Origin of the sequence: Ectothiorhodospira marina (assembly GCF_900109495.1) — a bacterium.
Lineage (GTDB): Bacteria > Pseudomonadota > Gammaproteobacteria > Ectothiorhodospirales > Ectothiorhodospiraceae > Ectothiorhodospira > Ectothiorhodospira marina.
In genome coordinates, this window is sequence record NZ_FOAA01000007.1 from 17,915 (window position 1) to 44,151 (window position 26,237).

Here is a 26,237-nt window from a genome sequence, read left to right on the forward strand (position 1 = left end):
ATGATGGGCACGGAAATTCTCATGAATGTCACACCCCAGGAGACCCGCGTGGCCCTGGTGGAAAACGGCGTGTTGATGGAGCTGAACATGGAGCGCGCCCGCCGGCGCGGTCTGGTGGGCAATATCTACAAGGGCCGGGTGAGTCGTGTCCTGCCGGGGATGGACGCCGCCTTCGTGGATATCGGTCTGGAACGCGCCGCCTTTCTGCATGCCTCGGACGTGGCGCCGGTGGAGCGCGAGGAACTGCCTCGCGAGGAGACCGAGCGCAACGAGCCCATCCAACGGCTGCTGCGCGAAGGGCAGGACATCCTGGTGCAGGTGATCAAGGATCCCCTGGGTTCGAAAGGGGCACGTCTGACCACGTACATCACCGTGCCGTCCCGCTATCTGGTGCTGATGCCCGGCAATACCACCATCGGTATTTCCACCCGTATCGAGGCGGATGCCGAGCGCGCGCGGCTCAAGACCACCCTGGAGGCCCTGCAGGCAGAGGTACAGACCTCCTACGGCTTCATCGTGCGCACCGCTGCCGAGGCCGCTGCCGTGGAGGCGCTGAAAAACGATGTGATCTTCCTGGAAAAACTCTGGCAGACCATCCAGCAATCCGCCCGGGCGGCCAAGGCCGGCTCCGAGGTCTATGCAGACCTGCCCCTCACCTTGCGCATCCTCCGGGACATGGTGGGTGTGGATCTGGAGAAGATTCGCATCGACTCCCGGGAGACCGTGCAGCGAGTGAGCGACTTCGCCCGGGAATATGTGCCCGAACTGGTGGACCGTATCGAGCACTACCCCGGAGAACGCCCCATCTTTGATCTCTACAACGTGGAAGGGGAGATCCAGAAGGCCCTGGAGCGCAAGGTGGAACTGAAATCCGGGGGCTATCTGATCTTCGATCAGACCGAGGCCATGACCACCATTGACATCAATACCGGCGCCTTCGTGGGTCATCGCAACCTGGAGGAGACCATCTTCAAGACGAATCTGGAGGCGGCCCACGCCATTGCCCGGCAACTTCGGCTGCGCAACCTGGGGGGCATCATCATTGTCGATTTTATCGACATGACTCAGGACGAGCATAAGCGCCAGGTGCTGCGCTCCCTGGAAAAGGCCATGGAAAAGGATTACGCCAAGAGCCAGATCTGTGACGTCTCTCCCCTGGGCCTGGTGGAGATGACCCGCAAGCGTACCCGCGAGAGTCTGGAACACCAACTGTGTGAATCCTGTCCCACCTGTAGCGGTCGGGGTTACGTGAAGTCCGCCGAGACCGTCTGCTACGAGATGTTTCGCGAGATCCTGCGCGAGGCACGGCAGTTCGATGCCCGCGAGTTGCTGGTGCTGGCCTCTCAGGCAGTGGTGGATCTGCTGCTGGACGAGGAATCCGCCAGCGTGGCGCAGTTGCAGGAATTCATCGGCATCCCCATCCGTTTCCAGGTGGAGAGCCTGTACACCCAAGAGCAGTTCGATGTGGTTCTGCTTTGACCGGGGCCACGACATGACCCTCTAGCCCCGAGGCAGATCACTTGTCCGCCAGGATTCTCGAGTTCTCCATCCGGGTTGCCGTCGTCACTGTCGTTCTGCTGGCTGCGTTGACCCTGGCCCTGCGGCTGATGGTTCCCCGCCTGCCGGGGCTGGAAGCGCGCCTGGAAGCGGAACTCTCCGAACTGGCGGGCCACCCGGTGACCGTGGGCGAACTGGACATCCGCTGGCGCCTGGTCTCTGCCCGGGTCAGCCTGGTCGATGTGCGCATCCAGGCCCCTGAACAGCCCGCGGCACTGCTGGAAGTGGGCGGCCTGCAACTGGATGTGAACCCGTTCGCCAGCCTGTGGCGGGGCGAACCCGCCTTCGGTCGGGTGCGGGTGCGGGATGCCGATGTGCATGTGCTGCGGGATGCCTCCGGCCGTGTCCGGGTCCAGGGGGCCGCCCCCGCCGATGAGGCCACGCCGTCGGCGGCACCCACCGATCTCACCGAACTCCTGGCCGGGCGCCGTTTCAACCTCGTCGACAGTCGCCTGCGCTGGGAAGATCGCACCCTGGGGATCGATTACCAGTTTGATGACCTGAACCTGGCCGTGGCCCTGGAGGCCAATCGGCTGCGGCTGGCGGGCGATGTCTTCCTGCCTGCCCAGTTGGGGCATGCCCTGCGCGTGGGCATGGACCTGCGCCTGTCCGAGAAGCGGGATCAATGGCGCGGGCGGGCCTACCTTCAGGCCCAGGATCTGCAGGTTCAGGGCCTGCCCAGAGAGGCGAGCCAGCGCCTGGGGCTGGCGTCGGGCCGTATGGGTACCCGGCTGTGGCTCACCTGGGACCGGGGTCAGGTGGAGCAGGTTCATGTGGAACTGGAAGGACGTGAACTTGAACTGGCGGCCGGGGAGGGCAGCGAGGGGGTGCCCGCTGGCCTGGAGCATGTGGCCGGACGCCTGCTGTGGGAACGGGAGCAGACAGGCTGGCGCTTGCGGGGCAGCGATGTGCAACTGGAGCGCCAGGAGCTGAGTTGGCCGGAGGGCGGGTTCGAGCTGCGCTATCGGAAGGAGGATGGGGGCCGCCAACTGCAGGGTCATATCGACTATCTGCGTCTGGATGATATCGCGCCCTTGTGGGCGCACCAGCGGGTTCTGGAGCATGCCTGGCAGGACGCCGTCTCCGCTCTGGCTCCCAGGGGCACGGTGCATCAGGTGACCCTCAACCTGCAGCTGCCCACCGATGCCCCACCAAACCTGCATGCAGATGGACATTTCCGGGGGGTGGGCCTCTCTCCCCATGGTGCCGTGCCGGGGGTGCGTGGGCTGGAGGGTGGCTTTGCCTTCACGGGTGAGGAGGGTGAACTGTGGGTGGACAGCCCGGGGTTGGAACTGACCCTGCCGGATCTGTTTGACCATCCCCTGTGGGCGGATACTGCTCAAGGCACGATCCACTGGCAACAGGGGCCTGAGGGCCTGGTGCTGGGCACGCAGGATCTGCTCCTGGCCAACGAGGATATCCAGACCCGGGCCAGGGGCCAGGTGACCCTGGGCCAGGCGCCGGGCATGGACCTGGCTTTGGCATTCAGCGAGGGTAACGGTGCCCGCCTGGCACATTATCTGCCGCGGGGCATCCTGCCCGGGAATGTGGACAACTGGGTGAGCCGGGCCGTGGTGGAGGGGCGTGTGGTCTCCGGCAGCCTGCTGTTTCGTGGTCCCTTTGCCGCCTTTCCCTTCCGGGATCAGGAGGGGCGGTTCCTGGTGCGGGCACGCCTTGAGGACGGCATCCTGAATTACCAGGAGGGCTGGCCACGGTTCGAGGACTTCTCCGGCGAGCTGATCTTTGACAATCAAGGCATGGAGGCGCGCGCTGTTCGGGGGCGTCTGTCCAATGCGCGTGTCACCGATGCCCGGGTGCGGATCGAAGACCTTCGCAGCCCGCGCCTCGACATCGAGGGTGGGGTCCAGGGGCGGCTCGTGGATTATCTTCGCTACGTCTCGACAAGCCCGCTGGGCGAGGGTCTGGAAACCTGGCTTGCCCAGCTGCAGGTCGAGGGCGAGGGGCAACTGGACCTGCAGCTGGACATTCCCCTGCAGGGGCGAGATGCCATGGAGCGTCCCGATCAAGTGGAGGGTGTGTTCACCCTCCAGGGCAACCGCCTGGCCCTGGAGGGGCGCGACCTGGCCCTGGAGTCCATCCGGGGGCAGGTGGATTTCACGGAACGGACCGTGCAGGCCCAGGATCTCTCGGCCCGATTCAATGATGTCCCTGTGACCCTGAGGCTGGATCGCTTCGCCAATGGTGAGCTACAGGCCGAGGCTGAAGGAATGCAGTCGATTCGTGCCCTGCTTGGCGAGGCCGTTCCCCGGGCGGTGGTATCCCGGCTGGAAGGGGCCTCCCTCTGGCGGGCCCACCTGCTCATCCCCCCGGAGAGCGCGCCCAGCCTGCGTTTGGCCTCCGACCTGGTGGGGGTGGCCTCAAGCCTGCCAGCGCCCTTTGACAAGCCCCGTTCATCCAGCCGCCCCCTGGAAGTGGAGATTCCCCTGGGAGCCGCCGGCCGTCCCCTCCGGGCATACCTTGACGGGGGGATCCAGGCCGTTGTCTCCCTGGTTGATGAGTCAGGGGTTGATGAGTCCGGCGCGATGACGGGCGAGTTGCGTATGGGCCGTGGGGCGGCCCTGTTGCCGAGTGAGGGGTTTCGGGTGGTGGGTCGGCTGGACCAGGTGGATGTGGACGACTGGTGGACGCTGGTCTCTGACCTGGAGGCGGCCCCTCTGGATGGTGCGGGCGGGGCGCTCAAGGAAGTGGATCTGCACCTGGGAACGGTCAGCCTGGCCGGTGGTCGCCAGACCCGGGATGTGGATCTCCATGCCCGACGGAACGCCGGTCACTGGGATCTGCAACTGGCCTCACCGCTGGTGCTGGGCCAGGTGCTGATCCCGGTGACACCCGATGATGGAACACCCCTGGTCATGGAACTGGACCTGCTGGATCTGGATCAACTCAGTCCCGGCGATACGGGGCAAGGGCCACGGGCCCCGATGGACCCACGTCGATTGCCGCCGCTGGACGTGAGCCTGGGCACCGTGGCCCTTGAGGGGCGACGCTTTGGCCCGGTGAGGCTGGTGACCGAACTCACCCGCGACGGGCTGCTGATCCGGGAGGGCCGGGCGGTTACGGCGGGGGATCAGTTGCGGGGCCGGATGCAGGGCCATTGGACTGTGGATGAAGCAGGTCAACATCACACCCGGCTGGAACTCAAACTGGACAGTGACGATCTGGGCCGTGGTCTCACCGATTTGGGTTTCAATCATGCCTTCAGTGGCGGACGGGCGCGGGTAGAAGCCATCCTGGAGTGGCCCGACGCCCCTGACCGCTTTGATCTGGCTGCGCTGGAGGGCGCGGGTGATCTGCGGGTAAGGGATGGCCGCCTCATTGAACTGGAACCTGGCGCGGGACGCCTGCTGGGCCTGTTCAGTCTCAACTTGCTGCCACGGCGCCTGGCTCTCGACTTCCGTGATTTTTTCCAGCGGGGCTTTGTCTTCGATGAGCTCGTCGGTAGCTTCCGGCTGTCCGGGGGCAATGTACATACTCCGGATCTGCGCATCGAGGGCCCCGCTGCTCGCATCCGTATCCAGGGACGTACCGGGTTGGTGGATCGGGATTATGACCAGACCATCGTGGTCACCCCCAGTGTACGCGGTGCCCTGCCTCTGGCGGGGGCCCTGCTGGGTGGGCCAGTGGCGGGCCTGGCGGTATTCGTCTTTGATCGGGTGGCGGGCGTGGGTGAGCATATCGACGAGGCCTCCCGGGTGGAATACCGCGTGACCGGCCCCTGGTCCAGCCCTCTTGTGGAGGGCGTGGCGCGAGGTGGGGAGTAGGTGGCTGTTCGTCAATTTCATCTGAGTATTGCTATAGTACCGTCATGTTGCCGAACCTCTGCAGGGCGCTGATCCCGTACCTCCTGGCCGCGCCCATGCTGGCCATGGCCGGCGAGCCCGTTTACTCCATGAGTGCCGATACCTGGTCCCGTCCCCGCGATGCGGGATCCCTGGTGTCCGAGCCCGCGCTGCGCAGCATCCTGTCCCGCTACGAGTCCAGTCGTGGCGGTCACATCGTGCTGCGTCACCCTGCGGGTGAGCAGGGGCATCTCTGGGTGGCGGAACTGCAGGACTGGCTGGTGGCCCTGGGCGTGCCCTCCGAGCACATCCAGCAGGCGCCCACGGATGATCTGGAAGCACACATCGAACTCACCCTCAATCCATCACCCTGAACACCCAAGGGACTCAACGTGACGATTGCCGCCGCCATTCAAATGGCCTCGGGTACCAACCTGACCGCCAATCTGCAGGAAACGCGACGCCTGATCACCGTGGCTGCCCAGTCAGGGGCCGGCCTGGTGGTGCTGCCGGAGAATTTTGCCCTGATGGGCATGAACGAGATCGACAAGGTGGAGGTTCGCGAGGCGGAAGGTCAGGGCCCCATCCAGGACTTTCTGGCCGAGCAGGCCCGTCAGCATGGTATCTGGCTGGTGGGGGGGACCGTGCCCCTGAAGTGCCCCGACCCCGGGAAGATTTACGCCAGTTGCCTTGTGTATGACGATCAGGGGCAACAGGTCGGTCGTTACGATAAGATCCACCTGTTCGATGTGCGTCTGCCGGACAACGAGGAACACTACGAGGAATCCGATACCATCGCCAGTGGTGATCAGGTGGTGGTGGTGGAGACGCCTTTCGGGGTGCTCGGCCTTGCAGTGTGCTATGACCTGCGCTTTCCGGAGCTCTTTCGCGGGCTGCTGGACCGGGGCGCCGAGATCATCGCCCTGCCAGCGGCCTTCACTGCCGTGACGGGGCGTGCCCACTGGGAGCCCCTGTTGCGGGCCCGTGCCATCGAGAACCAGGTCTACGTGGTGGCCGCCGCCCAGGGGGGATACCACGTGAACGGTCGCGAGACCCACGGTGACAGCATGGTGGTGGATCCCTGGGGCAATGTGCTGGACCGCCTGCCCCGGGGCTCCGGTGTGGTGTGTGGCCAGCTGGATCCGGAACGCCAGAAGGTCATCCGTCGCAGCTTCCCCTCGATCTATCACCGGCGCTTGTCCTGCGACCTGACCTGAGGGTGGCCGGAGGCCCGGCGGGCATAAAAACCCCTGGGCCTTCGGGCTTGAATTACGGACTCAGCCCCCCAACACTGACTCCATGCCCGGCACTGTGCCCGGGATGCGTTGTCAGCGATCCCAAACCCGGAAGGCCCCTTACATGACCCAGACACTGGAAACCGCACGTCAGCATCTGCTTGATCCCTCCGGCCTGACCGATTCAGATCTGGACCGGGTGCTGGGCACCCTGGCCGGTCCCGGGCTGGATGGCGGCGATCTGTACTTTCAACTGGCCCGGCACGAGTCCTGGGTGCTGGAAGATGGCATCGTCAAGGAGGGGGGGTACAACATCGAACAGGGCGTGGGGGTGCGTGCCCTCAGTGGCGACAAGACCGGGTTTGCCTACACCGACGAGATCGCGCCGGCCTCGCTGATGGAGGCGGCCATGACCGCCCGGGCCATCGGGCGTGACCATCAAGATGGCAGCGTACCGGTGCGACGTGCCGCACCGGCGCATCGTCTGTATCTGCCGGTGGACCCTCTGGGCACCCTGGACGAGCAGGCCAAGATCGAACTGCTGCAGGCCCTGGATGCCGAGGCCCGTGGACAGGATCCGCGCATCAGTCAGGTCGTGGTCAGCCTCGCCGGCGTCCACGAGGTGGTCATGGTGCTCAATACCGAAGGCACCCTGGCAGCCGACATCCGGCCCCTGGTGCGCATGAATGTGCATGTGATTGCCGAGGATCGGGAAGGGCGCCGTGAACAGGGCTCCAGTGGGGGCGGGGGCCGCACCGGCTACGGCTTCTTTCTGGAAAAGGAACGCGGCCTGGGCTACGCCCGCGAGGCGGCTCGTCAGGCCCTGCTGAACCTGGACGCGGTGGATGCCCCCGCTGGGACCATGACGGTGGTGCTGGGCTCGGGCTGGCCGGGGGTGCTGCTGCACGAGGCCATCGGCCACGGCCTGGAGGGTGATTTCAACCGCAAGGGGACCTCGGCCTTCAGTGGACGCATGGGGCAACGGGTGGCCGCCCCCGGGGTGACGGTCGTGGACGATGGCACCCTGGAGGGACGCCGCGGATCGTTGAACGTGGATGATGAGGGCACGCCCACCCAGTCCACTACGCTGATCGAGGATGGTGTCCTCAAGTGTTTCATGCAGGATCGCCTGAATGCCCGTCTCATGGGACTTGCGCCCACGGGTAACGGGCGCCGGGAGTCCTACGCTCACCTGCCCATGCCGCGCATGACCAACACCTACATGCTGGCCGGACCCCACGATCCGGCAGAGATCATCGCCTCCGTGGACAAGGGGCTTTATGCCGTCAACTTTGGTGGTGGGCAGGTGGACATCACTTCCGGTAAGTTCGTGTTCTCCGCTTCGGAGGCCTATCTCATCGAGGGTGGCAGGATCACCCGGCCGGTGAAGGGGGCCACCTTGATCGGCAACGGGCCCGACGTGCTCACCCGGGTATCCATGGTGGGCAATGATCTGGATCTGGACACCGGCGTGGGCACCTGTGGCAAGGAGGGCCAAAGCGTCCCGGTGGGCGTGGGTCAGCCCACCCTGCGGGTGGACGGCCTCACGGTGGGTGGCACCAGCCACTGATCGTTCATTTCCACGCCGGATCGGCACCCACCGTCCCTGGCGCATTCCCTGGCAGTCATGCACTTACCCCACAAAGGAGCCCCCATGTCGGAAACAACCACCCCGGCCCTGGACGAGAAAGATCTGGAAGCCATCGTTGGCCAGGTATTGGACGAGGCCCGTCGCGCCGGCGCCACCTCCGCCGAGGCGGGCGCCAGCCAGGATGCCGGGCTGTCGGTGAATGTGCGCCTGGGTGAGGTGGAAACCCTTGAGTATCACAAGGATCAGGGCATTGCCGTGACCGTCTACATGGGGCAGCGCAAGGGCACGGCCAGCACGTCCGATCTCAAGCCCGCGTCGCTCCGCGAGGCGGCTGAGGCCGCCTGCCGCATCGCCCGTTACACGGCCGAGGACCCGTGCGCCGGGCTGGCCGATGCGGCACTGATGGCGCGGGACTACCCCGCCCTGGACCTGGATCATCCCTGGGGGCTGACCGCCGATGAAGGCATTGACATCGCCCGCGCCTGTGAGGCGGCCGCCCGGGAGCGGGATGCCCGCATCGTCAATTCCGAGGGGGCCGGGATCAACAGCTTTCGCGGCACTGCGGTGTACGGCAATACGCACGGCTTCGTGGGTGGGTATGCCACCACCCGGCATGCCCTGAGTTGTTCGGTGCTGGCCGGTGATGACGCCGGCAACATGCAGCGCGACTACTGGTACACGGTGGCTCGTCACCGGGATGCCCTGGAGGCGGCCGAGGCCGTGGGTGTGGAGGCCGCTGACCGGGCCCTGCGGCGCCTGGGAGGGCGTCGCCTGTCGACCCGGCGCTGTCCGGTGCTGTATTCCCCGGATGTGGCCCGTTCGGTGCTCGGTCATTTCATCGGCGCCATCCGGGGCAGTACCCTGTATCGCAAGGCCTCGTTCCTGGTGGATCAACTGGGCGAGCCGATCTTCCCTGAATTCGTGCACATCCACGAGCAGCCGCACATCCTCCGGGCCCTGGGCAGTGCGCCCTTCGACAACGAGGGCGTGGCGACCCAGGCCCGGGATCTGGTCAGCGGCGGACGGCTGGAGTCCTATGCCCTGGACACCTACGCGGCCCGCAAGCTGGGCATGCAGAGCACCGGTAACGCAGGGGGTCTGCGCAATCTGACCATCGATCCGGGGCCCATGGATTTCGAGCAGTTGCTTCGGGAGATGGGCACGGGCCTGCTGGTGACGGAGCTTATTGGCCATGGCGTCAACATGGTCACCGGCGACTATTCCCGGGGCGCAGCCGGTTTCTGGGTGGAGAATGGGGAGATCCAGTATCCAGTGGAGGAGATCACCGTGGCCGGCAACCTCAAGGACATGTTCCACAACTTGCGGGCAGTGGGTTCGGACATGGACCTGCGCGGCAACGTGCGTACCGGCTCACTGCTCATTGACGGCCTGACCGTGGCGGGGGAATAGGCCCCTTTCATCCCCGGGTACAAATCCCGGTACCGAAGATCGACTCTCTCAGGCCCCACTTGCCGGCCAGGGTCTCCACCGCGTTGAGCACCTCCTCGGCCCGGGCCGGGTGGTTGAAGCGGCCACGGGCAATCCAGGCCAGGGCCGTCTCACGGTCCGGGGCCAGGGACAGCAGATGGATCAATTCCCCCGCCTGGGCGCCCGTGATCTCGCCGCCCAGCAGGGCGGCCGTGTCCATGTCGGCGATGAGCCGGACAAATCCCGCCGTATCATCCTGGCCCAGGGCACAGGGAGATGTCTCGAAGGCGGCGAATCCCACCGCGGGTTCGTGGCCGGCATCCTCCGCGGTGTCCTCGTCCAGGCCCAGGCGGGCCAGTTCCAGGGCGCTGTAGACCACCACGGGCACCTGCCCGGCGTCCTGCTGACGGGTATTGCCCGTGAGGATGTTCTGGATGGCCACCGTGGCATCGGACAGGGCATGATTGGCCGTCATCCAGTGGCTGGCCACATCGCCGATGGCATACACGGTATCGGCCGTGGTGCGCAGATGTCCGTCGCGCCGCACAAAGCCCGCCTCATCCGTCTCCACCCCGGCGGCCTCCAGGGCCAACCCCTCGGTGTGGGGTATCCGCCCCGTGCCGAGGCAGACCCAGTCCACCGTCACCGTCTTGTCACCCGCAAGGCCCAGGGTGACCCCATCATCGTGGACCTCCACGGAGTCGAAGGTCACACCGCTTTGCAATGTCACCCCCCGAGCCGAGAGCGCATCCCGCAGGGCACTCAGGGCCGGGCGGCTGAAGTTCAGGCGTCGGAGCATGGCTGATCGGGCCAGCCAGGTGACCTCCTTGCCCATTTGACTGAAGATGAAAGCGAATTCCGTGGCCACCACCCCACTGCCGATCATGGCAACACGGTCACCGGGGGGCGGCGGCGCGTCGAACAGCATGTCGCTGGTGAGCACCCGGCCCGGCACGGCCTTGAAGGGTGCGGGAACGTGGCTATGGGCACCGGTGGCGATGATGATATGCCGGGCGGCGACGGTGTGTTCGTCGTCCTGTGTCGCCACGACCAGCGTGTGGGAATCCTGAAAACGCGCATGACCCGTCAGCGTGGCAACCTTCAGGTGATGCAGGTAATCCTGGTAGCTGTTCCGGATGCGTTCCACCACAGAGCGCTGGTGGATCCAGGCCTGGTCCATTCGGGCACTGAGCCTGCCCTCCAGCCCCCGGTCGGCGAAGCGGGATTGGGATGCCACGAGGCGGGCGGTGTGGTACCAGGCCTTCTTGGGAACGCAGCCGCGATTGAGGCAACAGCCCCCCCACTCGGCCTTTTCGATGATGACCACCGACAATCCCCGCAGGGCACCCAGCACCGCCGCCCGATAGCCACCGGGTCCGGATCCAATCACTGCCAGGTCAACGGCCTTGGGTGTCTTGTCTGGCATGGGGGCTCCCGGTGGGTAGGGGGTTAAAGAGGGGGGTCGTGCCACTCCAGGGAGCGGATGTTGAGAACCACCTTGTCCCCGTTTTGCTCCTGCTCCAGGCGTACTGGCAGGTAGTTCATGCGGGGCGCGAACCAGGTGCTGACGGTGGTGTCCCGATCCTTGATCTCCCGGATCACGGGGATCGCTTCCATCGTCCCCATGGGTGTGGTGATACTGCGTGGCTCACCCACGGTAAAGTGATAGGTGCGCACGCGGTGACGGTCCACAATGGTCTGGCTAAAGGCCTTCTCGCCCTGGCGCAGTTTATTGATCATGGCCAGTTGCAGGGCGAAACGGTCCACCGCCTCCGGGGGCAGATCCAGTTCGAAGGGCTTGCCGTTGTGGACGCCGGTCACCTGGTAGGCCTCCCAGTCGAAACGGCTCTCCGTCAACCGCTCGCGACTGCCGCCGGTATGGCTGTAGAGGTATTCCTCGCTGCGCAGCCCCTGAGGTGTCAGGCGCATGATGCTCTGCTCGATGATCTCATCGCTGCGCACCCAGGAGAGCACGCCAGTGGGCCGCAGGCGTGCCCGGTAGCGGAGGAACTGCCCCTCGCGGGTCAGGGTGATGTGCCCGACCACCGAGAGGCCCAGTTTCTGGGCCTCGTATTCGGCGGTGTAGGAAGGCGGGACGAAGGGCATCGACTGGGCCGCCACTGGCAGGCATGCCAGTATCAGCGTCAGGCCCAGCGCCATGGCCAGCGGCCAGGCTGGCCGGTGCACGCGTGTGCCGGGCGGCGCGCCACCTTGCGCCCGGTCAGGAATCCAGTGGCGTGTCCGCCTCCACCTGGAGAGGGCTGTGCAAGGGTTTTTCATCAAGCCATACCTGTCCGTCTGCGAGTGTCAGCCGCCCCTGGCAGAACCAGCGCACCACCTGGGGATAAATGCGGTGTTCCTGTTGCTGCACGCGGTCGGCCAGGGTATCGGGTGTGTCATCCGCCAGCACTGCTACCCGGGCCTGGATGATGACCGGACCACCGTCCAGTTCGGTATTGACGAAATGGATGCTGCAGCCGTGATGTTCGACACCGTCTTCAAGCGCCCGTTCATGGGTGTGCAAGCCTCGATAGGCAGGCAGCAGGGAAGGGTGGATGTTGAGCAGCCGGCCAGAGTAATGACCCACAAAGCCCGGGGTGAGCACGCGCATGAACCCGGCCAGTACCACCAGATCCGGTCCGTGGGCGTCGATGCCGGTCATCAGGGCCGCATCAAAGGCCTCCCGGGTATCATAATCCTGATGATTGATGACTTCATGGTGAATCCCCGCCCGTGCAGCGCGCTCAAGGCCGGCCACGTCGGGACGGTTGCTGATGACGGCGCGGATGCGTCCGGGGATGCGGCCATCGCCCGCGGCATCGATCAGGGCCTGCAGGTTGGTGCCCGAACCGGAGATGAGCACCACGATGCCCGGTTGTGCATCCGTGGGCATCAGCGCACCAGCTCCACGGACGGCTCACCCTCGGCCGGGGCGATCTCGCCCAGGCGCCAGCTGTTGATGCCCTCGGCCCCCAGGAGGTCCTGGGCGGCATCCACCGCCTCGGGTGGTAAGACCACCACCATGCCGATGCCGCAGTTGAAGGTGCGCAGCATTTCCCGTTCCTCCACGCCGCCGGCCTGACGCAGCCAGTCGAACACGGCCGGTCTTGGCCAGGCATCCGGGTTCACCCGGGCAAGGGTCCCCTCGGGCATCACCCGTGGCAGATTCTCCAGCAGGCCGCCGCCGGTGATGTGGGCCAGGGCATGCACCGGCTGGGCCTTCAGCAGGGCCAGCAGGGGTTTGACGTAGATCCGCGTGGGCGCCATCAGGGCCTCACCCAGGGTCACCTCGCCGCAGGGGGCATCCAGATCCGCGTCGGTCAGCTCGATCAGGCGCCGGATCAGGGAATAGCCGTTGGAATGGGGGCCGGAGGCCTCAAGGCCCAGCAGGATGTCTCCGGAGGCTACCCGGCTGCCGTCGATCAGACGGGATTTTTCCACGATGCCCACGGCAAAGCCGGCCAGATCGTATTCACCATCACCATACATGCCCGGCATCTCGGCGGTTTCCCCGCCCACCAGGGCGCAGCCTGCCAGGGCGCAGCCGTCGGCAATGCCCTTGACCACATCGGCGGCGGTGTCCACGTCCAGGGCGCCGGTGGCATAGTAGTCCAGAAAGAACAGGGGCTCGGCCCCCTGGACGATGATGTCGTTGACGCACATGCCGACCAGGTCAATGCCAATGCTGTCATGGCGTCCCAGTTGCTGGGCCAGCTTCAGCTTGGTGCCCACGCCATCCGTGCCGGAGACCAGCACCGGCTCCCGGTAATCCTGCCAGGGAAGCTCGAACAGGGCGCCAAAGCTGCCCAGGCCGGTCATCACCCCTGGGCGTCGGGTGCGTTGGGCATGGGGCTTGATGCGCTCCACCAGGGCGTTGCCTGCGTCGATGTTGACGCCGGCATCCTGATAACGGATGCCCTGGGTGGGTGGTTTGTCGTTCTGGGCCATGATGCATGTCCTTGAATGGATGGATGCCGGCCGGCGCTTGGCGGGGCAGGGCCGGCAATCGGGTCGCGAACCGGTGCCTGCCGGGTGCTGACGGGGGCTGTGATGTTAGCGACGCCGGGTGTTGCTGTAAACCGAGGCGGCGGGCCGGGCAGTTATGGTATTTTAGCCACCCAGACACCCCTAGCCCTAGTCCCGGTGCCATGAAATCAGCTGTTCAGTTTCGGCCGTTCCTATCCGTGGTTCTGGCGCTGGCCGTCCTGGCCGGAGCCCCGGCCGCGGCGGCGTTGCCTCCGGCGGGTCTCGACGAGGCCCAGGTGCCGGTGGAGTCCCGCGATCGTCCCGAGCGTGCCGAGGCCTTCTCCAGGGCCTTGAGTCAAGTGGTGGTCAAGCTCACCGGAGACCGTGCCCTGGCGGAGGATGAGCGCGTGGCAGAGTTTCTGGAGCAGGCCCCCCGTCATGTTCGCCAATACCGTTACCGGGAACAGCCGGATGGCGATGATACCCTCTGGGTACGCTTTGATACCGCCCCCCTGGAGCAATTCCTGCGTGACAGTGGCCTGCCGGTCTGGGGGCAGGACAGGCCGGCGCTGCTGGTCTGGATGTTGCTGCAGGGTGATGGCGAGCGACGGCTGGTGGGCGATCAGGATGCCGGTGAAGCGCGCCGCGCCATGGAGCGGGTGGCCCGCGAGCGTGGCCTGCCGTTGATCTTCCCCCTGCTGGACATGGAAGACCAGGCACGCGTCGGCCCTGCCGATGTGCTGGGTGGCTTCGAGGATGTCCTGCGCGAGGCGTCCGCCCGCTACAGCCCTGACGGCATGCTCGTGGTGCGCATTCGCGAGAGCGACGGGGGCTGGGAGGGGCGCTTTCAGTTGCATGCGGATGATTCCGACCCTTCCTGGGAGATGCGTGATGAGGGTCTGACAGGTCTCATGCGCCAGGGTGTGGACCAGGTGGCGAACAGCCTGAGCCGGCAGATGGTGGTCACGGGTTTGCAGCAGGACCAGGATGGCGTGATGGTGTCGGTGGCAGGGGTGAGCTCTCTGTCCGACTACCTGCGTGTGGGTCGACACCTCTCGGAGATGGCCCCGGTGAGCCGTGTGCAGCCCCGGGGACTGGATGCGGATCGCGCCTTGTTTCTGGTGCAGGTGCGTGGCGAGGCCAGAGACATTGAACGGGCCGCACGACTGGGCGGCACCCTCACGCCCACGTCCTTGAACAATGACGACCAAGAGGCCGACCCGGTTCTTGGTTTCAGGTTGATTCGGTGAGCCTGCGCCAACTTCCCAACACGATTACGTTGCTGCGCATTGCCCTGACAGTGCCCATCATCTGGGCGCTGCTGGCGGAAGCCTACGGGCTGGTCCTTGGGTTGCTGCTCCTGGCCGGCCTGTCCGATGCCCTTGATGGCTGGCTCGTGCGCCGTTACGGCTGGTATACCCGGCTGGGCGGATACCTGGATCCGCTGGCGGATAAGGTGCTGGTGGTGAGCACCTACTTCACCGTGGCCTGGACGGGGCTGCTGCCCTGGTGGCTGGTGGTCCTGGTGGTGGCCCGGGAGGTGATCATCCTCAGCGGCGCCCTGGCCTTCCGGGCGGTGACGCGCAGCCTGGAGATGCAGCCGCTGTTCATCAGCAAGGTGAACACCTTCATGCAGATCGTGCTGGTGCTCTCGGTCATCGTGAGCGCAGGGGTGTTCTCCCTGCCGGCCTGGTATCTGGAGGGATTGCTGGTGCTGGTGCTGCTCACCACGGTCAGCAGCGGCCTGGCCTATGTGGTGGCCTGGACGCGCAAGGCCTTCCATCACGGCCGTGCCACCGTCGACCCCCCGCGATGACCTCATGACCCAGAAACCAACCCAGCAACTGACCCTGGATGTGGCCCTGCGTGATGGCGCCACCTTCGATGTCTTTCATTCCGGAGACCATCCCCTGGGCCCGGAGGCGGTGCGTGCGGTCGCCCAGGGGACGGGTGAGCCTCAGGTCTATCTTTTCGGTGATGCCGGCTGCGGCAAGACTCACCTGCTGGAGGCGGCCTGCCACCATGTCTCCCGGTCAGGGGGGCGAATTGCCTACCTGCCCATGCAGTTGTTGGCGGACAGTGGTCCCGAGGTCCTGGATGGTTGGGAAGGGCTGGATCTCATCGCCCTGGATGAACTGGATCGGATGCCGCGGGCGGCGGATTTCGAACGGGCCCTGTTCGACTTCATCAACCGTCAGCGTGATGCCGGCACCCGCCTGCTGCTGGCCTCACGCACGGCCCCTCAGTCGTTGTCCGTGGCCCTGCCGGATCTGCGTTCGCGGCTGCTCTGGGGGCCGGTGTTTCAGCTCCACGAACTCAGCGATGCCCACAAACGTGAGGTGCTGGCGCGCCGGGCGCGTCGCCGGGGGTTCGATTTGCCCCCGGATGCCTGCGACTATCTGCTGCGCCATCAGCGTCGTGATCTGACCTCCCTGATGGGGCTTTTGGACCGTCTGGACAAGGCCTCGCTCCGGGACAAACGCAAGATCACGCTGCCTTTCGTGCGCAAGGTGCTTCAGCGGGACTAAGGTTTTCGGGTCTCGCCCCGGGCAGTCTTTACATAGCCGAGGCATCCGGCAAAAAACACCAGGCTCAGTACCAGCATCAGCAGTCCGTAAGCCTGATGGCTTCCTGTTGTGGCCATGGCCACACCGATCACCACATAGGGCAGGGCCAGCAGACTGCCCCAGATGTGGGCCTGGGTGCGCCCGTGCAGCAGTCCTCGCAAGGGGAGCAGCAGTGGGCCGCCCAACAGCAGCAGGAGCAGGGAGCGGGGGAAATCCTCGGGAGGAGAGGCCCAGGTGGTGGCGATCAGGATCAGCGCCAGCAATCCAAAGAACCCACCCAGGGTCAATATCCGGTAGTTGCGCATCGACACGACGTTATCCCTTTGGGTCGCTGCCCTGCTTGAGGGCAAGGGCTGTGCGGGCCAGGCGGCGGCCCAGGGCATGACAGAGTACCCTTTCGTGTTCGGTCAGGGGGTTGTCTCCCTTGGGGCCTGCCACATGACTGGGGCCATAGGGGGTTCCGCCAGAGGTGGTCTCGGTCAGGGCGGATTCCGTATAGGGTACGCCGACGATGAGCATGCCGTGATGCAGCAACGGGGTGATCATGCTCAGCAGCGTGGACTCCTGGCCGCCATGCTGTGTGGCGGTTGAGGTGAATACCCCCGCGGGCTTGCCCGCCAGATTCCCGGCGAACCAGAGGTTACTGGTCTGGTCAAGAAAATACTTCAGGGGTGCAGCCATGTTGCCAAAGCGCGTGGGCGTGCCAAAGGCTGCGCCGTCGCAGGCTTTCAGGTCTTCCATGGTTGCGTAGGGTGGACCGTCCGCCGGGATGGCGTCCTCCACCGCCTCGCAAGTGGCGGATACTGGAGGAAGGGTGCGCAGTCGAGCCGTGCAACCACCCACCTCTTCAACGCCGCGTGCCACGTGACGCGCCATTGTGGCGGTGGCGCCGTAACGGCTGTAATAGACGACAAGAATCTCTGCCTGGGGATTGAGTGTCATGCTCACTCCTGCTGGGCCTTGGGATGAACAGTATTTAAACAGTCATCAAAGGTTTTGTCTGTAGGTGATTGTTGTCTTGACGATTTTCTTTCCTGGTGCTAGGGTCTGTAAATCCGTCACGGGAGCCCCCGAAGCCATCGTGAATTCGCATCGCACCCTGCCTTTCCTTCTCCGCCCCGCCGGTCGACGTCGAGGCACATTATACGCCCTGGGCCTGTTCATGGGCGGTTTGCTGATGTTGTCCGGCTGTGCCACGACGCCGCCCGTTCAGGAGATGAGCGATGCCCGGCAGGCCCTGCGGGCCGCCGAGGAAGCCCAGGCACCGGACCGGGCGGGCGAGACCTACCAGCGTTCCCGTGAATTGCTGGAGCAGGCCGAAACCCGACTCCAGCAGGGTGAGTACCGGTCGGCGCGCTATAAGGCCAAGGAGGCCAAGCGTCTGGCCATTGAAGCACGGATTCAGTCCGGGGACTGACCCTTCGGCGACGTTCGCCTTGCATCGCGGGATCGTCTAAACTCAGTGGTCATGGGGAATTGACCCTGTGCTCGCTTCTCAGGATTCAAAAGGGAGTCTGTCGCCGTGAAAACCAAAAAGAATACGATACTGTTGGCGGGGGTCGCGTCTGTCGCATTGCTGTCGGGTTGTGCCACCGTGTCGGAGACGCCCGTGGGCACAGCCTATCTGGTTGATGCGAGCGGCGAATATGTGACCAACGCCTCGGGCGAATGCTGGCGCACCCCTTACTGGACCGAGGCGCGGGCCAGCGAGCACTGCGATCCGCAATTGTTCGCGCGTGCTTCGGAGCCTGCGCCCGAACCCGAACCCGAACCGGCGCCGCCCCCGGCCGAGCCCAAGCCGGAACCGGAGTCCGAGCCCAGTTTCATGTCTTATGATGTGCAACGGGGTGACAGCCTCTGGAAGATCTCGGGCAAGAGTTCCGTGTACGGCAACCCCTACCAGTGGCCGCTGATCTATCGTGCCAATGTGGACAGGATCCGCGACGCTGACCTGATCTACCCCGGCCAGCAGCTGCGCATCGAACGGGATCCTGCCTCGGCGGATGTGGATGATGCTGTACGGCATGCCCGTACGCGGGGCGCCTGGCAGGTGGGTCCGGTGGAGCGCTCGGACGGGCGCTACCTGGACCAGTATGGGCTGTCTGCCCGGCAGTGATCCCCAGGGCCTTTGAGCCCGGGGGGTGATCAGTGCCGCAGTGCTCGATCAAAGGGCCCGCCTTGGCGGGCCCTTCCGCGTTGTGATACCCACTACCTGCCGCAAGGCAGACCGATACGGAGTCAAGCATCATGTCGCAAGCCGACCATCAGGCCATGCGTTGCTGGATATCAGGCCGGGTGCAGGGTGTGTTCTTTCGGGCCTCCACCCAGGACAAGGCGCAAGCATTGGGACTGGATGGGTATGCCATGAACCTGTCGGATGGGCGCGTGGAAGTCGTGGCCCAGGGTCCGGAATCCGCACTTGAGTCACTCGGGCAATGGCTGCGCCAGGGGCCACCCAAGGCCCGGGTGGACAGTGTCGACTGCGAGGCCTTCGCCGGACGGGTGGAGCCCGGGTTCCACACCCGTTGAGGTGCCAAGGACCCCGGTCTCAGGCCCTGGCCCGGGGCACGATGACGGTGAGGATTTCCAGAAACTGGGGCGTGATCTCGTCCCAGATATCGTCCGTGTCTTCTTCCTCCAGTTTCAGTGTCGTCCAGATGCCTGGATCCACCAGGCACGCGTAGCCGCCATATTCACTGAAACTGCCCTGCTCGGTGCGATTGCTCAGGGCATCGGCCAGGTGCACCACCGATACTTCCAGGCTGGCCTGGTGAGCAGCGCCGGGCCGGTGGTGCCGCCCCACGGCCTCCTGCAGGACCGGTGGCAGGCCCCAGATGCGCAGCAGTTCCCCACCCACGTCAGCGTGATCAAACCCCAGGATTTCCCGCTCCTGTTCCGCCAGTACCTGTTCGTTGCCCTGGGAGATCATCAGGGCCTCACGAAGCGCCTCCGGGTACTGGCTGTACAGCACCAGACTGCCCACGTCATGCAGCAGCCCGGCCACAAATAATCTTTCTGGATGCAGTACATGGCAGCGCTGCGCCAGGGAGCGGGCCACCAGGGCCGTGAAGATGCTGTGACGCCAGAATACGGCCACGTTGACCAGCTCGCAGGGCAGGCGCGAGAAGGTGTTCGTTGCGCTGACCGCCAGGGCCAGATGGTAGAGGGCCCTCGTACCGATAATGGAGATGGCCCGGGAGACCGTGTCGATCCGGTTCGGCAGGCCGTACATGGCCGAGTTGGCCAGATGCAGCACCTGGGCACTCAGGTTGGGGTCCTGTGTCACAATGGCGGCAATGCTGTTGGCCGAAGAGTGGGGTGCCTCCAGTGCCTGGCGCAGCCGGATGATGATCTCCGGCGGAGAAATCAGGTGCGAGACGTCCTTCAACAGGTCGTCGAGATCGAACCGCTTGTCTGAAAGTTCACCCATGCGCTTGATTGGTCTCGAAAATATTTGAATCTTGTCGCGTTTCCCAAACCTAACTATGGACTATAAGACACTGAAGTCAACCGCGCCGGGAACGGTTTGAAGCAACCCCAGGGCATTGCCATGAACGAGAAAGCCGTACAAAACGTGGTCGCGTTCAAGGCCCCAGGCCAACAGAAGGCGGGGGGGCGCCTGCCCATCCAGATTCTGGGGCATTGCCGCAACCTGTCGACCCGTCACGTGGAACCGCTGTTGCGGGAGATGCTGGACAATGCCGACGATGCCTTGTTCAAGCTGGCCGAGAAGGCCGAGGATAACCGCTCGCAGACAGCCTATTTCGATGCCATGCGGGAACTGCGGCGGCAGCGCTCCACCATGGAAAGCGAGTATGCCACGCAGATGGCACGGGTCTTCGACCTGTGTCTGCGGGCCAAGCCCGGAACCTCAAAGACGTCGACCGTCGAGTCGGACGAACTCAGCCTGGTGGATGAGGAGGAACTGGAGGAAAACCTGGCCATTGATGGCATGGTGGGTAAGGCCCGGCGACTGAATGAACACGACCTGCAGGCCATCGCGCGGCGTCTGTCTGCGGTGATGGAGCGATCCCGCTTGAACGAGGAGGACAACCCGGTAGATCCCATTGCGTTCTGCCGAGGGTTCCGGGATGCCATGCAGGTGCTGGACGTGGATATCCGCATCCGTCTGATCATTTTCAAGCTCTTTGACCAGTTCGTGGTCACCCGCCTGGGCCCGCTGTATCACGAGATCAACCGTTATCTGGTGGAGATGCGCATCCTCCCGGACCTGCGCCATGAGAGTCGGGGAGGGGGGGGTGGCCCGGAGCACCGTGGAGGGACCTTGGGTGGCTCCACGGGTGATGACGCGGACGGGGCAGGGGGGCACGAGGCCGATGGCGATGACGACGAGGGTGACCTGGTGGCGCTGCTGCGACACTGGGTGGGGCGTCGAGGCCAGGGGGCTGCTGCCCAACCGCGTGGTCGGCCCGGGATGATGGGGCCGGGTGCGCCAGGCGGGGCTTCTGGCTCGGGCGGTGCGGTTGCCGGGCATGCCGGAACGGTCACAGCCGATATGGGCTCGGTGATCGCCGCGCTTTCCTCTCTGCCCTCCCAGGGGCATATGGGCGTTGCCGCAGGCGGGGCCGCGGAACTCAAGGGCGCCGTGGTTGGTGCGCTGAACACGGGGGGGGATCAGGCAGTCGCCCTGAACGGCATGGACGAATCGGCCATTGATATTGTGGCCATGCTGTTTGAATTCATCTTCGACGACGCTGCGTTGCCCGCCCCCATCAAGGAACTCATTGGTCGCTTGCAGATCCCCGTACTCAAGGTGGCGCTGCTGGACAAGAGCTTCTTCAGTCGCAAGCGCCATCCGGCCCGTCGCCTGCTGACGGAATTATCCCGGGTGGGCGTGGGGTGGTCCGAGGCTGCCGATGAAGAGGAAGGGCTGAAGGTCAAGATCGAATCCCTGGTGGAGCGTCTGCTGAACGACTTCGAGGATGATGTGGGCATCTTCGAATCGGTCCTTGAGGATCTGCAGACCTTCTGTGCCCAGCAGGCCGAACGAGCCGCCCAGCGGGAGGAGCAAGCAGCCCTGGCCACTCAGGGCCGCGAGAATCTGCTGCTGGCCCGGGGGGTGGCCGACGAGGCCATTGAGCGGGTGATCGATGGGCGTGACCTGCCGGAACCCGTTGATCATCTGCTGCGCCACACATGGAAGGAATTGCTGGTGCTGATCTATCTGAAGAATGGTCAGCACAGTCAATTATGGCAAAAGGCCTTGAACGTGGCCTCGCTGCTGGTATGGAGCCTTATTCCCAAGCAACGTCAGGATGAACGGGAGCAACTCATGGGCCTGCTGCCCTCGTTGCTCAAGGCACTCCAGGATGGCATGACCCGTATGGCGCGGCCACCAGAAGAGCAGCAGCAGGTCATGGCCCTGTTGGCACAAGAGCACACCCGGATGGTGAAAAAGCCCCTCTCCTCCGAGGATGCCGCTGCACTGGCCTCGATCGAGGGGCTGGATCCGGACGAGCCGATGGACCCGGAGGGGGTGAAGGCCTCAGCCGCTCCCGCTGCCCAGGCGCAGGCCGTGAACCCGGTACCCGCTCATGGGGGGGGCGGGCCGGATCCCCTTCTTCAGCCATCGGCTCGTGAGGCCCCGCCGGAAGGCATTCCTGAGGATATCCACGATGGTCGTTCCTTCATGGCCCGCAAAGTGGCGGAAATCAATCAGCTGATCTCCGAGGGTCGCTTCAGCGTGCCTGGTCAGGCCACGCCGGCGTGGCCGGAGGAAGAAGCGAATGGGGACGATGCCGTGGAGGATCTGCATCTGATGACCGCCCGGGAACTGGCCGAGGGCACCTGGCTGGAACTGCTGGATGCGGAGAATCAGCCCGAGCGGATCAAGCTGTCCTGGAAAAGTCTCATCAGTGGCAAGTACTTTTTCGTCAATCGTCAGGGCCTGAAGGTTCGAGAGATGACCTCCCATGCCCTGGCGGCGGAGTTCAGGGCTGGCCGGGCGCGGATCATCGAGGATGTGCCCGTCTTTGATCGGGCCATTGAAACCCTCATGTCCAGCCTGAGAGCGGGGTAATCCGGTGGCGCCCCTAGCCACCCATGATGGGTTTGTGGTTTTATTAGCGGGTTTTTCCATCTGTCCACCCCCACAGACGGGAGTACCCGGTGAACAAGAAGAGCCTGCTGCGCGGTCTTGCCGCTGTCACGACCCTCCTTGCCCTGGCCCTTGCCGGGCCTGCCCCGGCCTCCGATGAGCCCATACGCATCGGCGCCTTCGTCTCCGCTACCGGTCCGGCGTCCTTCCTGGGTGACCCGGAGCTCAAGACCCTGGAGATGTACGTGGAGCGCATCAACGAACAGGGTGGGGTGCTGGGCCGCCCCTTGCATCTGGTCCACTATGATGATGGTGGCAGTGCCTCCGAGGCCCGCAACTTCGCCAACCGGTTGCTGCGCCGCGATCGGGTGGACGTGCTCATTGGCGGGAGTACTACCGGAACCACCCTGGCTGCCGTGCCGCTGGCCCAACGGGCCCGCACGCCGATGATCTCCATGGCCGGTGCCCTCACCATCGTTGAACCGGTGAACCCCTGGGTGTTCAAGACACCCCAGTCGGATCGCATGGCGGCGGAGCGTGTCCTGGCCGATATGCAGGATCGCGGTATCACCCGCATCGGACTGATCTCCGGTACCGATGGGTTCGGTCGCTCCGGTCGGGAGCAGACCCTGGAAGTGGCCGAACAATTCGGCATCGAGGTGGTGGCAGACCAGACCTATGGCCCCCAGGACACGGACATGACGTCCCAGTTGACCCGTATCCGCACAACGGAGGGGGTCGAGGCGGTGTTCAATTTCGGTTTCGGGCAGGGGCCGGCCATCGTCACCCGCAATTATGCCCACCTGGATATTGATCTGCCCCTGTATCAGTCCCACGGCGTCGCCTCCGACCGCTTCCTGGATCTGGCGGGATCAGCTGCCGAAGGCGTGCGCCTGCCCGCCTCGGCGCTGCTCGTGCCCGATGCTCTCCCGGATGAGGACCCGCAGAAACCGGTGGTTCAGGGTTACAAGCAGGCCTACGAGGCACGCTGGAACACCTCTGTATCCACCTTTGGCGGTTATGCCTACGACGCCCTGCACCTGGCGGTGCATGCCATTGAACAGGCGGGCAGCACCGATCCCAAGGCCATTCGTGAGGCGCTGGAATCCATCCAGGGCTTTGTGGGGGTGACCGGAGTCTTCAGTATGGCACCAGAGGATCATAACGGCCTTGAGCCGGAGTCCTTCCGTTTGTTGGAGGTTCGCGACGGTGGCTGGGTATTGATTCACTGAGATCCCTATCCGTCATTTGCATGGCGCCCGGTCAGTCTCCACACGGGGTCTGTTCGATGACCCATCCCTAGTCTGCCTCGAGTCCCGCATGTTTGCCGAGTTTCTCCAGTACCTGTTCTCCGGCGTCACCACCGGGGCCATCTATGCCCTGGTGGCCCTCGGATTCACCCTGGTCTACAACGCCAGCCACGTGATCAACTTCGCTCAGGGTGAATTCATCATGATCGGCGGCATGGCCACCCTGTCGCTGCTGGGCATGGGGGTGCCCATGCCCCTGGCCATTGGTCTGGCCATCCTGTTGGCGGCGGTACTGGGGGCGCTGCTGCACCAACTCGCCATCGCCCCCGCGCGTCAGGCGGATGTGGTCACCCTGATCATCATCACCATCGGCGCCTCCATCTTCCTGAGGGGCCTTGCCCAGGTGATCTGGGGCAAGGAATACCATGCCCTGCCGTCCTTTAGTGAACAAGAATCCATTGAGGTCATGGGGGCGGTCATGTACACCCAGAGCCTGTGGATCCTGGGCGTGACCACGTTGCTGGTGCTGGCCCTGGCCCTGTTCTTCACCCGCACCCTGGTGGGCAAGGCCATTCTCGCCACCAGCATGAACCGGCAGGCCGCGCGTCTCATGGGGGTGCGCATTCAGTTCGTGGTCATGCTGGCCTTCACCTTGGCGGCCATTCTCGGTGCCGTGGCCGGGGCGGTGGCATCGCCCATCACCCTCACCTCCTATGACATCGGCATCATGCTGGGCCTCAAGGGCTTTGTGGCGGCTGCCATCGGCGGTCTGGGCAGCGGCGTGGGTGCCGTGGTGGGCGGCCTGCTGCTGGGTATCGCCGAGGCCATGACGGCGGGCTACATCTCCTCCGATTACAAGGACGCGGTGGCCTTTCTGCTGATCCTGGTGATCCTGCTGTTCATGCCCCGTGGCCTGTTTGGCAGTCGTGTGGCGGAGCGGGTGTGATGCGTTTGTCCGTCCCTTCGAAGATACCGGGCCTGCCGGTACTGGCCATCGTGCTGCTGCTGGTGCCCATCGTCCTGAACGATGAGTTTTATCTGGATATTGCCACCCAGGTGGCCCTGATCGCCGCGACGGTCGTGGGGCTCAACCTGCTGGTGGGGTACGCGGGTCAGGTGAGCCTGGGGCATGCGGCGTTCTTTGCCCTGGGGGCCTACGGCAGTGCCATCCTCACTGGCACCTATGGCTGGACGCCGGTGCCCGCATTGCTGTGCGCCGCCCTGCTGGTGGCGACCCTGGCCTGGCTCGTGGGGCGTCCCATCCTGAGGCTGAAGGGGCATTACCTGTCCATGGCCACCCTGGGCCTGGGCATCATCATCGCCATCATCATCAACAACGAGGGCTGGCTCACCGGTGGGCCCGACGGCATTCCGGTGGCCCCCTTCTCCGTCATGGGCTTTGAGTTGAGCATCTTTGATGAGTACCAGGTGCTGGGAATGACGGTGTCCGGCGCCCTGGCCTGGTATGCCCTGGCTGGCGTGCTGTTATTGCTGGCGGTGTGGATCGCCCAGAACCTGATCGATTCGCCCATTGGTCGCGCCCTCAGGGCGGTACGCGGCTCTGAGGTGGCGGCCCGGGTGGTGGGGGTCGATACCAGTCATTACAAGCTGCTGATCTTTGTCATCTCGGCAGTGTATGCCAGCCTCATGGGGAGTTTCTTTGCCCACTACACCGGGTTCATCACGCCCCAGCTGGCCACGTTCGAACACTCCATCGAACTCATCACCATCGTGGTCCTGGGGGGCATGGGGTCCACCTACGGGGTGATCATCGGGGCTGTCTTGCTGTTGCTGCTGCCCCAGTTGCTCACGGACTTTCACGAGTACGAGATGATGATGTTCGGGCTGATCCTGATGCTCACCATGATCTTCATGCCCAGGGGCTTGCTGCCAACCCTCAGTGGTCTGCTGCAACGCAGCTGGCCGCGTCGTGTCCGGTCGTCGGGACAGGAGGACTGAATCGATGCATGCGGTCCCGTCACAGAACGACCCTGTGGAACCTGACGAGGAAAAGGGGAGACGTGCCGGTGCCGATCTGGCGGTCCTGTCCCTGAGCAAGGCCTTTGGTGGCGTGCACGCGGTGGAGGATCTGACCTTCCACATCCGTGCCGGGGCCATCCATGCCGTGATCGGTCCCAATGGGGCAGGCAAGACCACCCTGTTCAACCTGATCACCGGGTTGTACCAGCCGGACCGGGGGGAAGTGCTTCTGGATGGGCAACCCATACAGGGTATGGCGCCCGAGCGTCTGGCCCGGCGCGGCATGTCCCGTACCTTCCAGAATCTGCAGGTCTGCATGAACATGTCAGCGGTGGAGAATGTCATGCTGGGCCGGCATCTTCATCTCAAGCGAAATTTTCTTGCGGCCCTGTTGCGCTGGCCTTCCTTGCGGCGCAGTGAACAGGCCTGTCGGGAGAAGGCGCGGGAGTTGCTGCGCTTTGTGGGCTGCGAGGCCTACCTGGAGGCCGAGGCCTCGGCCATGCCCTATGGTGCCCTCAAGCGCCTGGAGATCGCCCGGGCCCTGGCCACGGAACCGGGTATCCTGTTGCTGGACGAGCCGGCGGCGGGCCTGAACAGCGCCGAGACAGCCGCCCTGGAGCGGCTGGTTGTGCGCATCGCCGATCAGGGTGTGACGGTGGTGCTGGTGGAGCACGACATGAAGCTGGTCATGGCCATCTCCCACCAGGTGCTGGTACTGGATTACGGACGCAAACTGGCGGAGGGCACGCCGGAGGAAGTACGCCACAATCCCGACGTGATTGCTGCCTACCTGGGGGGCTGAAAG

24 protein-coding genes are annotated in these 26,237 nt (G+C 64.7%); 17 read left to right on the top strand and 7 right to left on the bottom strand.

All coding sequences use genetic code 11. The annotated features are described in order from the left end of the window. The 6 genes from rng to pmbA all read left to right on the top strand — a co-directional run bounded on the left by rng (nucleotide 1) and on the right by pmbA (nucleotide 9,593). Entirely contained in the window at nucleotides 1-1,479 is a 1,479-nt protein-coding gene (gene rng, locus BMY52_RS07535; protein WP_090252939.1) for a ribonuclease G, read from the top strand. A 41-nt stretch (nucleotides 1,480-1,520) separates the two neighbouring features. Next, nucleotides 1,521-5,339 carry a YhdP family protein gene (locus BMY52_RS07540; RefSeq protein WP_090252942.1) on the top strand — a complete coding sequence of 1,273 codons (3,819 nt, stop codon included), beginning with the start codon at nucleotides 1,521-1,523 and terminating at the stop codon, nucleotides 5,337-5,339. A 44-nt stretch (nucleotides 5,340-5,383) separates the two neighbouring features. Next, on the top strand, nucleotides 5,384-5,731 hold the full coding sequence (locus BMY52_RS07545; protein ID WP_143050444.1) for a hypothetical protein: 348 nt from the start codon (nucleotides 5,384-5,386) through the stop codon (nucleotides 5,729-5,731). Between the two features lie 18 nt (nucleotides 5,732-5,749). Next, on the top strand, nucleotides 5,750-6,574 hold the full coding sequence (locus BMY52_RS07550) for a carbon-nitrogen hydrolase family protein (RefSeq protein ID WP_281244074.1): 825 nt from the start codon (nucleotides 5,750-5,752) through the stop codon (nucleotides 6,572-6,574). A gap of 142 nt (nucleotides 6,575-6,716) precedes the next feature. After that, nucleotides 6,717-8,162, top strand: a complete 1,446-nt coding sequence (gene tldD / locus BMY52_RS07555; RefSeq protein ID WP_090252947.1) for a metalloprotease TldD — start codon at nucleotides 6,717-6,719, stop codon at nucleotides 8,160-8,162. An 84-nt stretch (nucleotides 8,163-8,246) separates the two neighbouring features. Then, complete coding sequence (gene pmbA / locus BMY52_RS07560) at nucleotides 8,247-9,593, top strand: metalloprotease PmbA (protein WP_177169889.1); 1,347 nt, start codon at nucleotides 8,247-8,249, stop codon at nucleotides 9,591-9,593. Nucleotides 9,594-9,600: 7 nt separating this feature from the next. Here the strand turns inward: pmbA and BMY52_RS07565 are convergent, their stop codons facing one another. The 4 genes from BMY52_RS07565 to purM are packed head-to-tail and all read right to left on the bottom strand — an operon-like array spanning nucleotide 9,601 to nucleotide 13,559. Continuing rightward, on the bottom strand, nucleotides 9,601-11,037 hold the full coding sequence (locus BMY52_RS07565) for a dihydrolipoyl dehydrogenase family protein (RefSeq protein ID WP_090252950.1): 1,437 nt from the start codon (nucleotides 11,035-11,037) through the stop codon (nucleotides 9,601-9,603). A 23-nt stretch (nucleotides 11,038-11,060) separates the two neighbouring features. Next, nucleotides 11,061-11,798 (bottom strand): DUF3108 domain-containing protein, encoded by a 738-nt coding sequence (locus tag BMY52_RS07570; RefSeq protein ID WP_245740686.1) that lies wholly within the window; start codon nucleotides 11,796-11,798, stop codon nucleotides 11,061-11,063. Between the two features lie 34 nt (nucleotides 11,799-11,832). Beyond that, nucleotides 11,833-12,504, bottom strand: coding sequence for a phosphoribosylglycinamide formyltransferase (purN, locus tag BMY52_RS07575; protein WP_090252957.1), 672 nt, complete (start codon nucleotides 12,502-12,504; stop codon nucleotides 11,833-11,835). Then, nucleotides 12,504-13,559, bottom strand: a complete 1,056-nt coding sequence (purM, locus tag BMY52_RS07580; RefSeq protein WP_090252959.1) for a phosphoribosylformylglycinamidine cyclo-ligase — start codon at nucleotides 13,557-13,559, stop codon at nucleotides 12,504-12,506. Before purM ends, purN begins: the two co-directional genes overlap by 1 nt. Nucleotides 13,560-13,759: 200 nt before the next feature. Between purM and BMY52_RS07585 the strand changes: the two genes are divergently transcribed. Genes BMY52_RS07585 through hda form a run of 3 tightly spaced genes read left to right on the top strand, consistent with a single transcriptional unit; the run spans nucleotide 13,760 to nucleotide 16,105 of the window. Next, nucleotides 13,760-14,827: a DUF2066 domain-containing protein gene (locus tag BMY52_RS07585; protein ID WP_177169890.1), complete on the top strand. Its 1,068-nt coding sequence runs from the start codon at nucleotides 13,760-13,762 to the stop codon at nucleotides 14,825-14,827. Then, nucleotides 14,824-15,393 (top strand): CDP-alcohol phosphatidyltransferase family protein, encoded by a 570-nt coding sequence (locus BMY52_RS07590; protein ID WP_090252964.1) that lies wholly within the window; start codon nucleotides 14,824-14,826, stop codon nucleotides 15,391-15,393. Before BMY52_RS07585 ends, BMY52_RS07590 begins: the two co-directional genes overlap by 4 nt. Nucleotides 15,394-15,397: 4 nt before the next feature. After that, the gene (hda, locus tag BMY52_RS07595) at nucleotides 15,398-16,105 is read left to right on the top strand and encodes a DnaA regulatory inactivator Hda (protein ID WP_090252967.1); all 708 of its coding nucleotides are present in this window, start codon (nucleotides 15,398-15,400) and stop codon (nucleotides 16,103-16,105) included. On the opposite strand, the gene BMY52_RS07600 is transcribed toward hda, so the two are convergent. Together BMY52_RS07600 and wrbA are read right to left on the bottom strand one after the other, a co-directional pair. After that, a complete protein-coding gene (locus BMY52_RS07600) occupies nucleotides 16,102-16,449 on the bottom strand; it encodes a DUF2069 domain-containing protein (RefSeq protein ID WP_090252969.1) in 348 nt (115 codons plus the stop codon). The genes hda and BMY52_RS07600 overlap by 4 nt on opposite strands. A gap of 10 nt (nucleotides 16,450-16,459) precedes the next feature. Next, the gene (gene wrbA / locus BMY52_RS07605) at nucleotides 16,460-17,086 is read right to left on the bottom strand and encodes an NAD(P)H:quinone oxidoreductase (RefSeq protein ID WP_090252972.1); all 627 of its coding nucleotides are present in this window, start codon (nucleotides 17,084-17,086) and stop codon (nucleotides 16,460-16,462) included. A gap of 139 nt (nucleotides 17,087-17,225) precedes the next feature. On the opposite strand from wrbA, the gene BMY52_RS07610 reads away from it, so the two are divergent. From BMY52_RS07610 to BMY52_RS07620, 3 genes are all read left to right on the top strand, one after another. Beyond that, entirely contained in the window at nucleotides 17,226-17,561 is a 336-nt protein-coding gene (locus BMY52_RS07610; protein WP_238627287.1) for a DUF4398 domain-containing protein, read from the top strand. 105 nt (nucleotides 17,562-17,666) lie between these two features. Beyond that, the gene (locus BMY52_RS15625; RefSeq protein WP_245740689.1) at nucleotides 17,667-18,260 is read left to right on the top strand and encodes a LysM peptidoglycan-binding domain-containing protein; all 594 of its coding nucleotides are present in this window, start codon (nucleotides 17,667-17,669) and stop codon (nucleotides 18,258-18,260) included. 131 nt (nucleotides 18,261-18,391) lie between these two features. Then, nucleotides 18,392-18,673: an acylphosphatase gene (locus BMY52_RS07620; RefSeq protein WP_090252974.1), complete on the top strand. Its 282-nt coding sequence runs from the start codon at nucleotides 18,392-18,394 to the stop codon at nucleotides 18,671-18,673. Between the two features lie 19 nt (nucleotides 18,674-18,692). On the opposite strand, the gene BMY52_RS07625 is transcribed toward BMY52_RS07620, so the two are convergent. Then, complete coding sequence (locus BMY52_RS07625; RefSeq protein WP_090252976.1) at nucleotides 18,693-19,574, bottom strand: HDOD domain-containing protein; 882 nt, start codon at nucleotides 19,572-19,574, stop codon at nucleotides 18,693-18,695. A 120-nt stretch (nucleotides 19,575-19,694) separates the two neighbouring features. Here BMY52_RS07625 and BMY52_RS07630 point away from each other — a divergent pair, with 120 nt between their 5' ends. The 5 genes from BMY52_RS07630 to BMY52_RS07650 all read left to right on the top strand — a co-directional run bounded on the left by BMY52_RS07630 (nucleotide 19,695) and on the right by BMY52_RS07650 (nucleotide 26,234). Beyond that, a complete protein-coding gene (locus tag BMY52_RS07630; RefSeq protein WP_090253208.1) occupies nucleotides 19,695-22,184 on the top strand; it encodes a DUF1631 domain-containing protein in 2,490 nt (829 codons plus the stop codon). A gap of 89 nt (nucleotides 22,185-22,273) precedes the next feature. Then, nucleotides 22,274-23,434 carry an ABC transporter substrate-binding protein gene (locus tag BMY52_RS07635; protein WP_238627291.1) on the top strand — a complete coding sequence of 387 codons (1,161 nt, stop codon included), beginning with the start codon at nucleotides 22,274-22,276 and terminating at the stop codon, nucleotides 23,432-23,434. An 88-nt stretch (nucleotides 23,435-23,522) separates the two neighbouring features. Beyond that, nucleotides 23,523-24,398 (top strand): branched-chain amino acid ABC transporter permease, encoded by an 876-nt coding sequence (locus BMY52_RS07640; RefSeq protein ID WP_090252979.1) that lies wholly within the window; start codon nucleotides 23,523-23,525, stop codon nucleotides 24,396-24,398. After that, complete coding sequence (locus BMY52_RS07645; RefSeq protein WP_177169891.1) at nucleotides 24,398-25,411, top strand: branched-chain amino acid ABC transporter permease; 1,014 nt, start codon at nucleotides 24,398-24,400, stop codon at nucleotides 25,409-25,411. Before BMY52_RS07640 ends, BMY52_RS07645 begins: the two co-directional genes overlap by 1 nt. Nucleotides 25,412-25,415: 4 nt before the next feature. Next, nucleotides 25,416-26,234, top strand: a complete 819-nt coding sequence (locus BMY52_RS07650; RefSeq protein ID WP_090252983.1) for an ABC transporter ATP-binding protein — start codon at nucleotides 25,416-25,418, stop codon at nucleotides 26,232-26,234. Nucleotides 26,235-26,237: the final 3 nt, after the last annotated feature.

Bases quoted from the DNA above. Each gene is read 5' to 3' on its own strand.
- hda (WP_090252967.1), top strand. From the start codon at position 15,398: ATGACCCAGAAACCAACCCAGCAACTGACCCTGGATGTGGCCCTGCGT.
- BMY52_RS07625 (WP_090252976.1), bottom strand. From the start codon at position 19,574: ATGGGTGAACTTTCAGACAAGCGGTTCGATCTCGACGACCTGTTGAAG.
- BMY52_RS07565 (WP_090252950.1), bottom strand. From the start codon at position 11,037: ATGCCAGACAAGACACCCAAGGCCGTTGACCTGGCAGTGATTGGATCC.
- BMY52_RS07650 (WP_090252983.1), top strand. From the start codon at position 25,416: ATGCATGCGGTCCCGTCACAGAACGACCCTGTGGAACCTGACGAGGAA.
- tldD (WP_090252947.1), top strand. From the start codon at position 6,717: ATGACCCAGACACTGGAAACCGCACGTCAGCATCTGCTTGATCCCTCC.
- rng (WP_090252939.1), top strand. From the start codon at position 1: ATGATGGGCACGGAAATTCTCATGAATGTCACACCCCAGGAGACCCGC.
- purN (WP_090252957.1), bottom strand. From the start codon at position 12,504: ATGCCCACGGATGCACAACCGGGCATCGTGGTGCTCATCTCCGGTTCG.
- pmbA (WP_177169889.1), top strand. From the start codon at position 8,247: ATGTCGGAAACAACCACCCCGGCCCTGGACGAGAAAGATCTGGAAGCC.
- BMY52_RS07585 (WP_177169890.1), top strand. From the start codon at position 13,760: ATGAAATCAGCTGTTCAGTTTCGGCCGTTCCTATCCGTGGTTCTGGCG.
- BMY52_RS07600 (WP_090252969.1), bottom strand. From the start codon at position 16,449: ATGCGCAACTACCGGATATTGACCCTGGGTGGGTTCTTTGGATTGCTG.
- BMY52_RS07640 (WP_090252979.1), top strand. From the start codon at position 23,523: ATGTTTGCCGAGTTTCTCCAGTACCTGTTCTCCGGCGTCACCACCGGG.
- BMY52_RS07630 (WP_090253208.1), top strand. From the start codon at position 19,695: ATGAACGAGAAAGCCGTACAAAACGTGGTCGCGTTCAAGGCCCCAGGC.
- BMY52_RS07545 (WP_143050444.1), top strand. From the start codon at position 5,384: ATGTTGCCGAACCTCTGCAGGGCGCTGATCCCGTACCTCCTGGCCGCG.
- wrbA (WP_090252972.1), bottom strand. From the start codon at position 17,086: ATGACACTCAATCCCCAGGCAGAGATTCTTGTCGTCTATTACAGCCGT.
- purM (WP_090252959.1), bottom strand. From the start codon at position 13,559: ATGGCCCAGAACGACAAACCACCCACCCAGGGCATCCGTTATCAGGAT.
- BMY52_RS07620 (WP_090252974.1), top strand. From the start codon at position 18,392: ATGTCGCAAGCCGACCATCAGGCCATGCGTTGCTGGATATCAGGCCGG.
- BMY52_RS07645 (WP_177169891.1), top strand. From the start codon at position 24,398: ATGCGTTTGTCCGTCCCTTCGAAGATACCGGGCCTGCCGGTACTGGCC.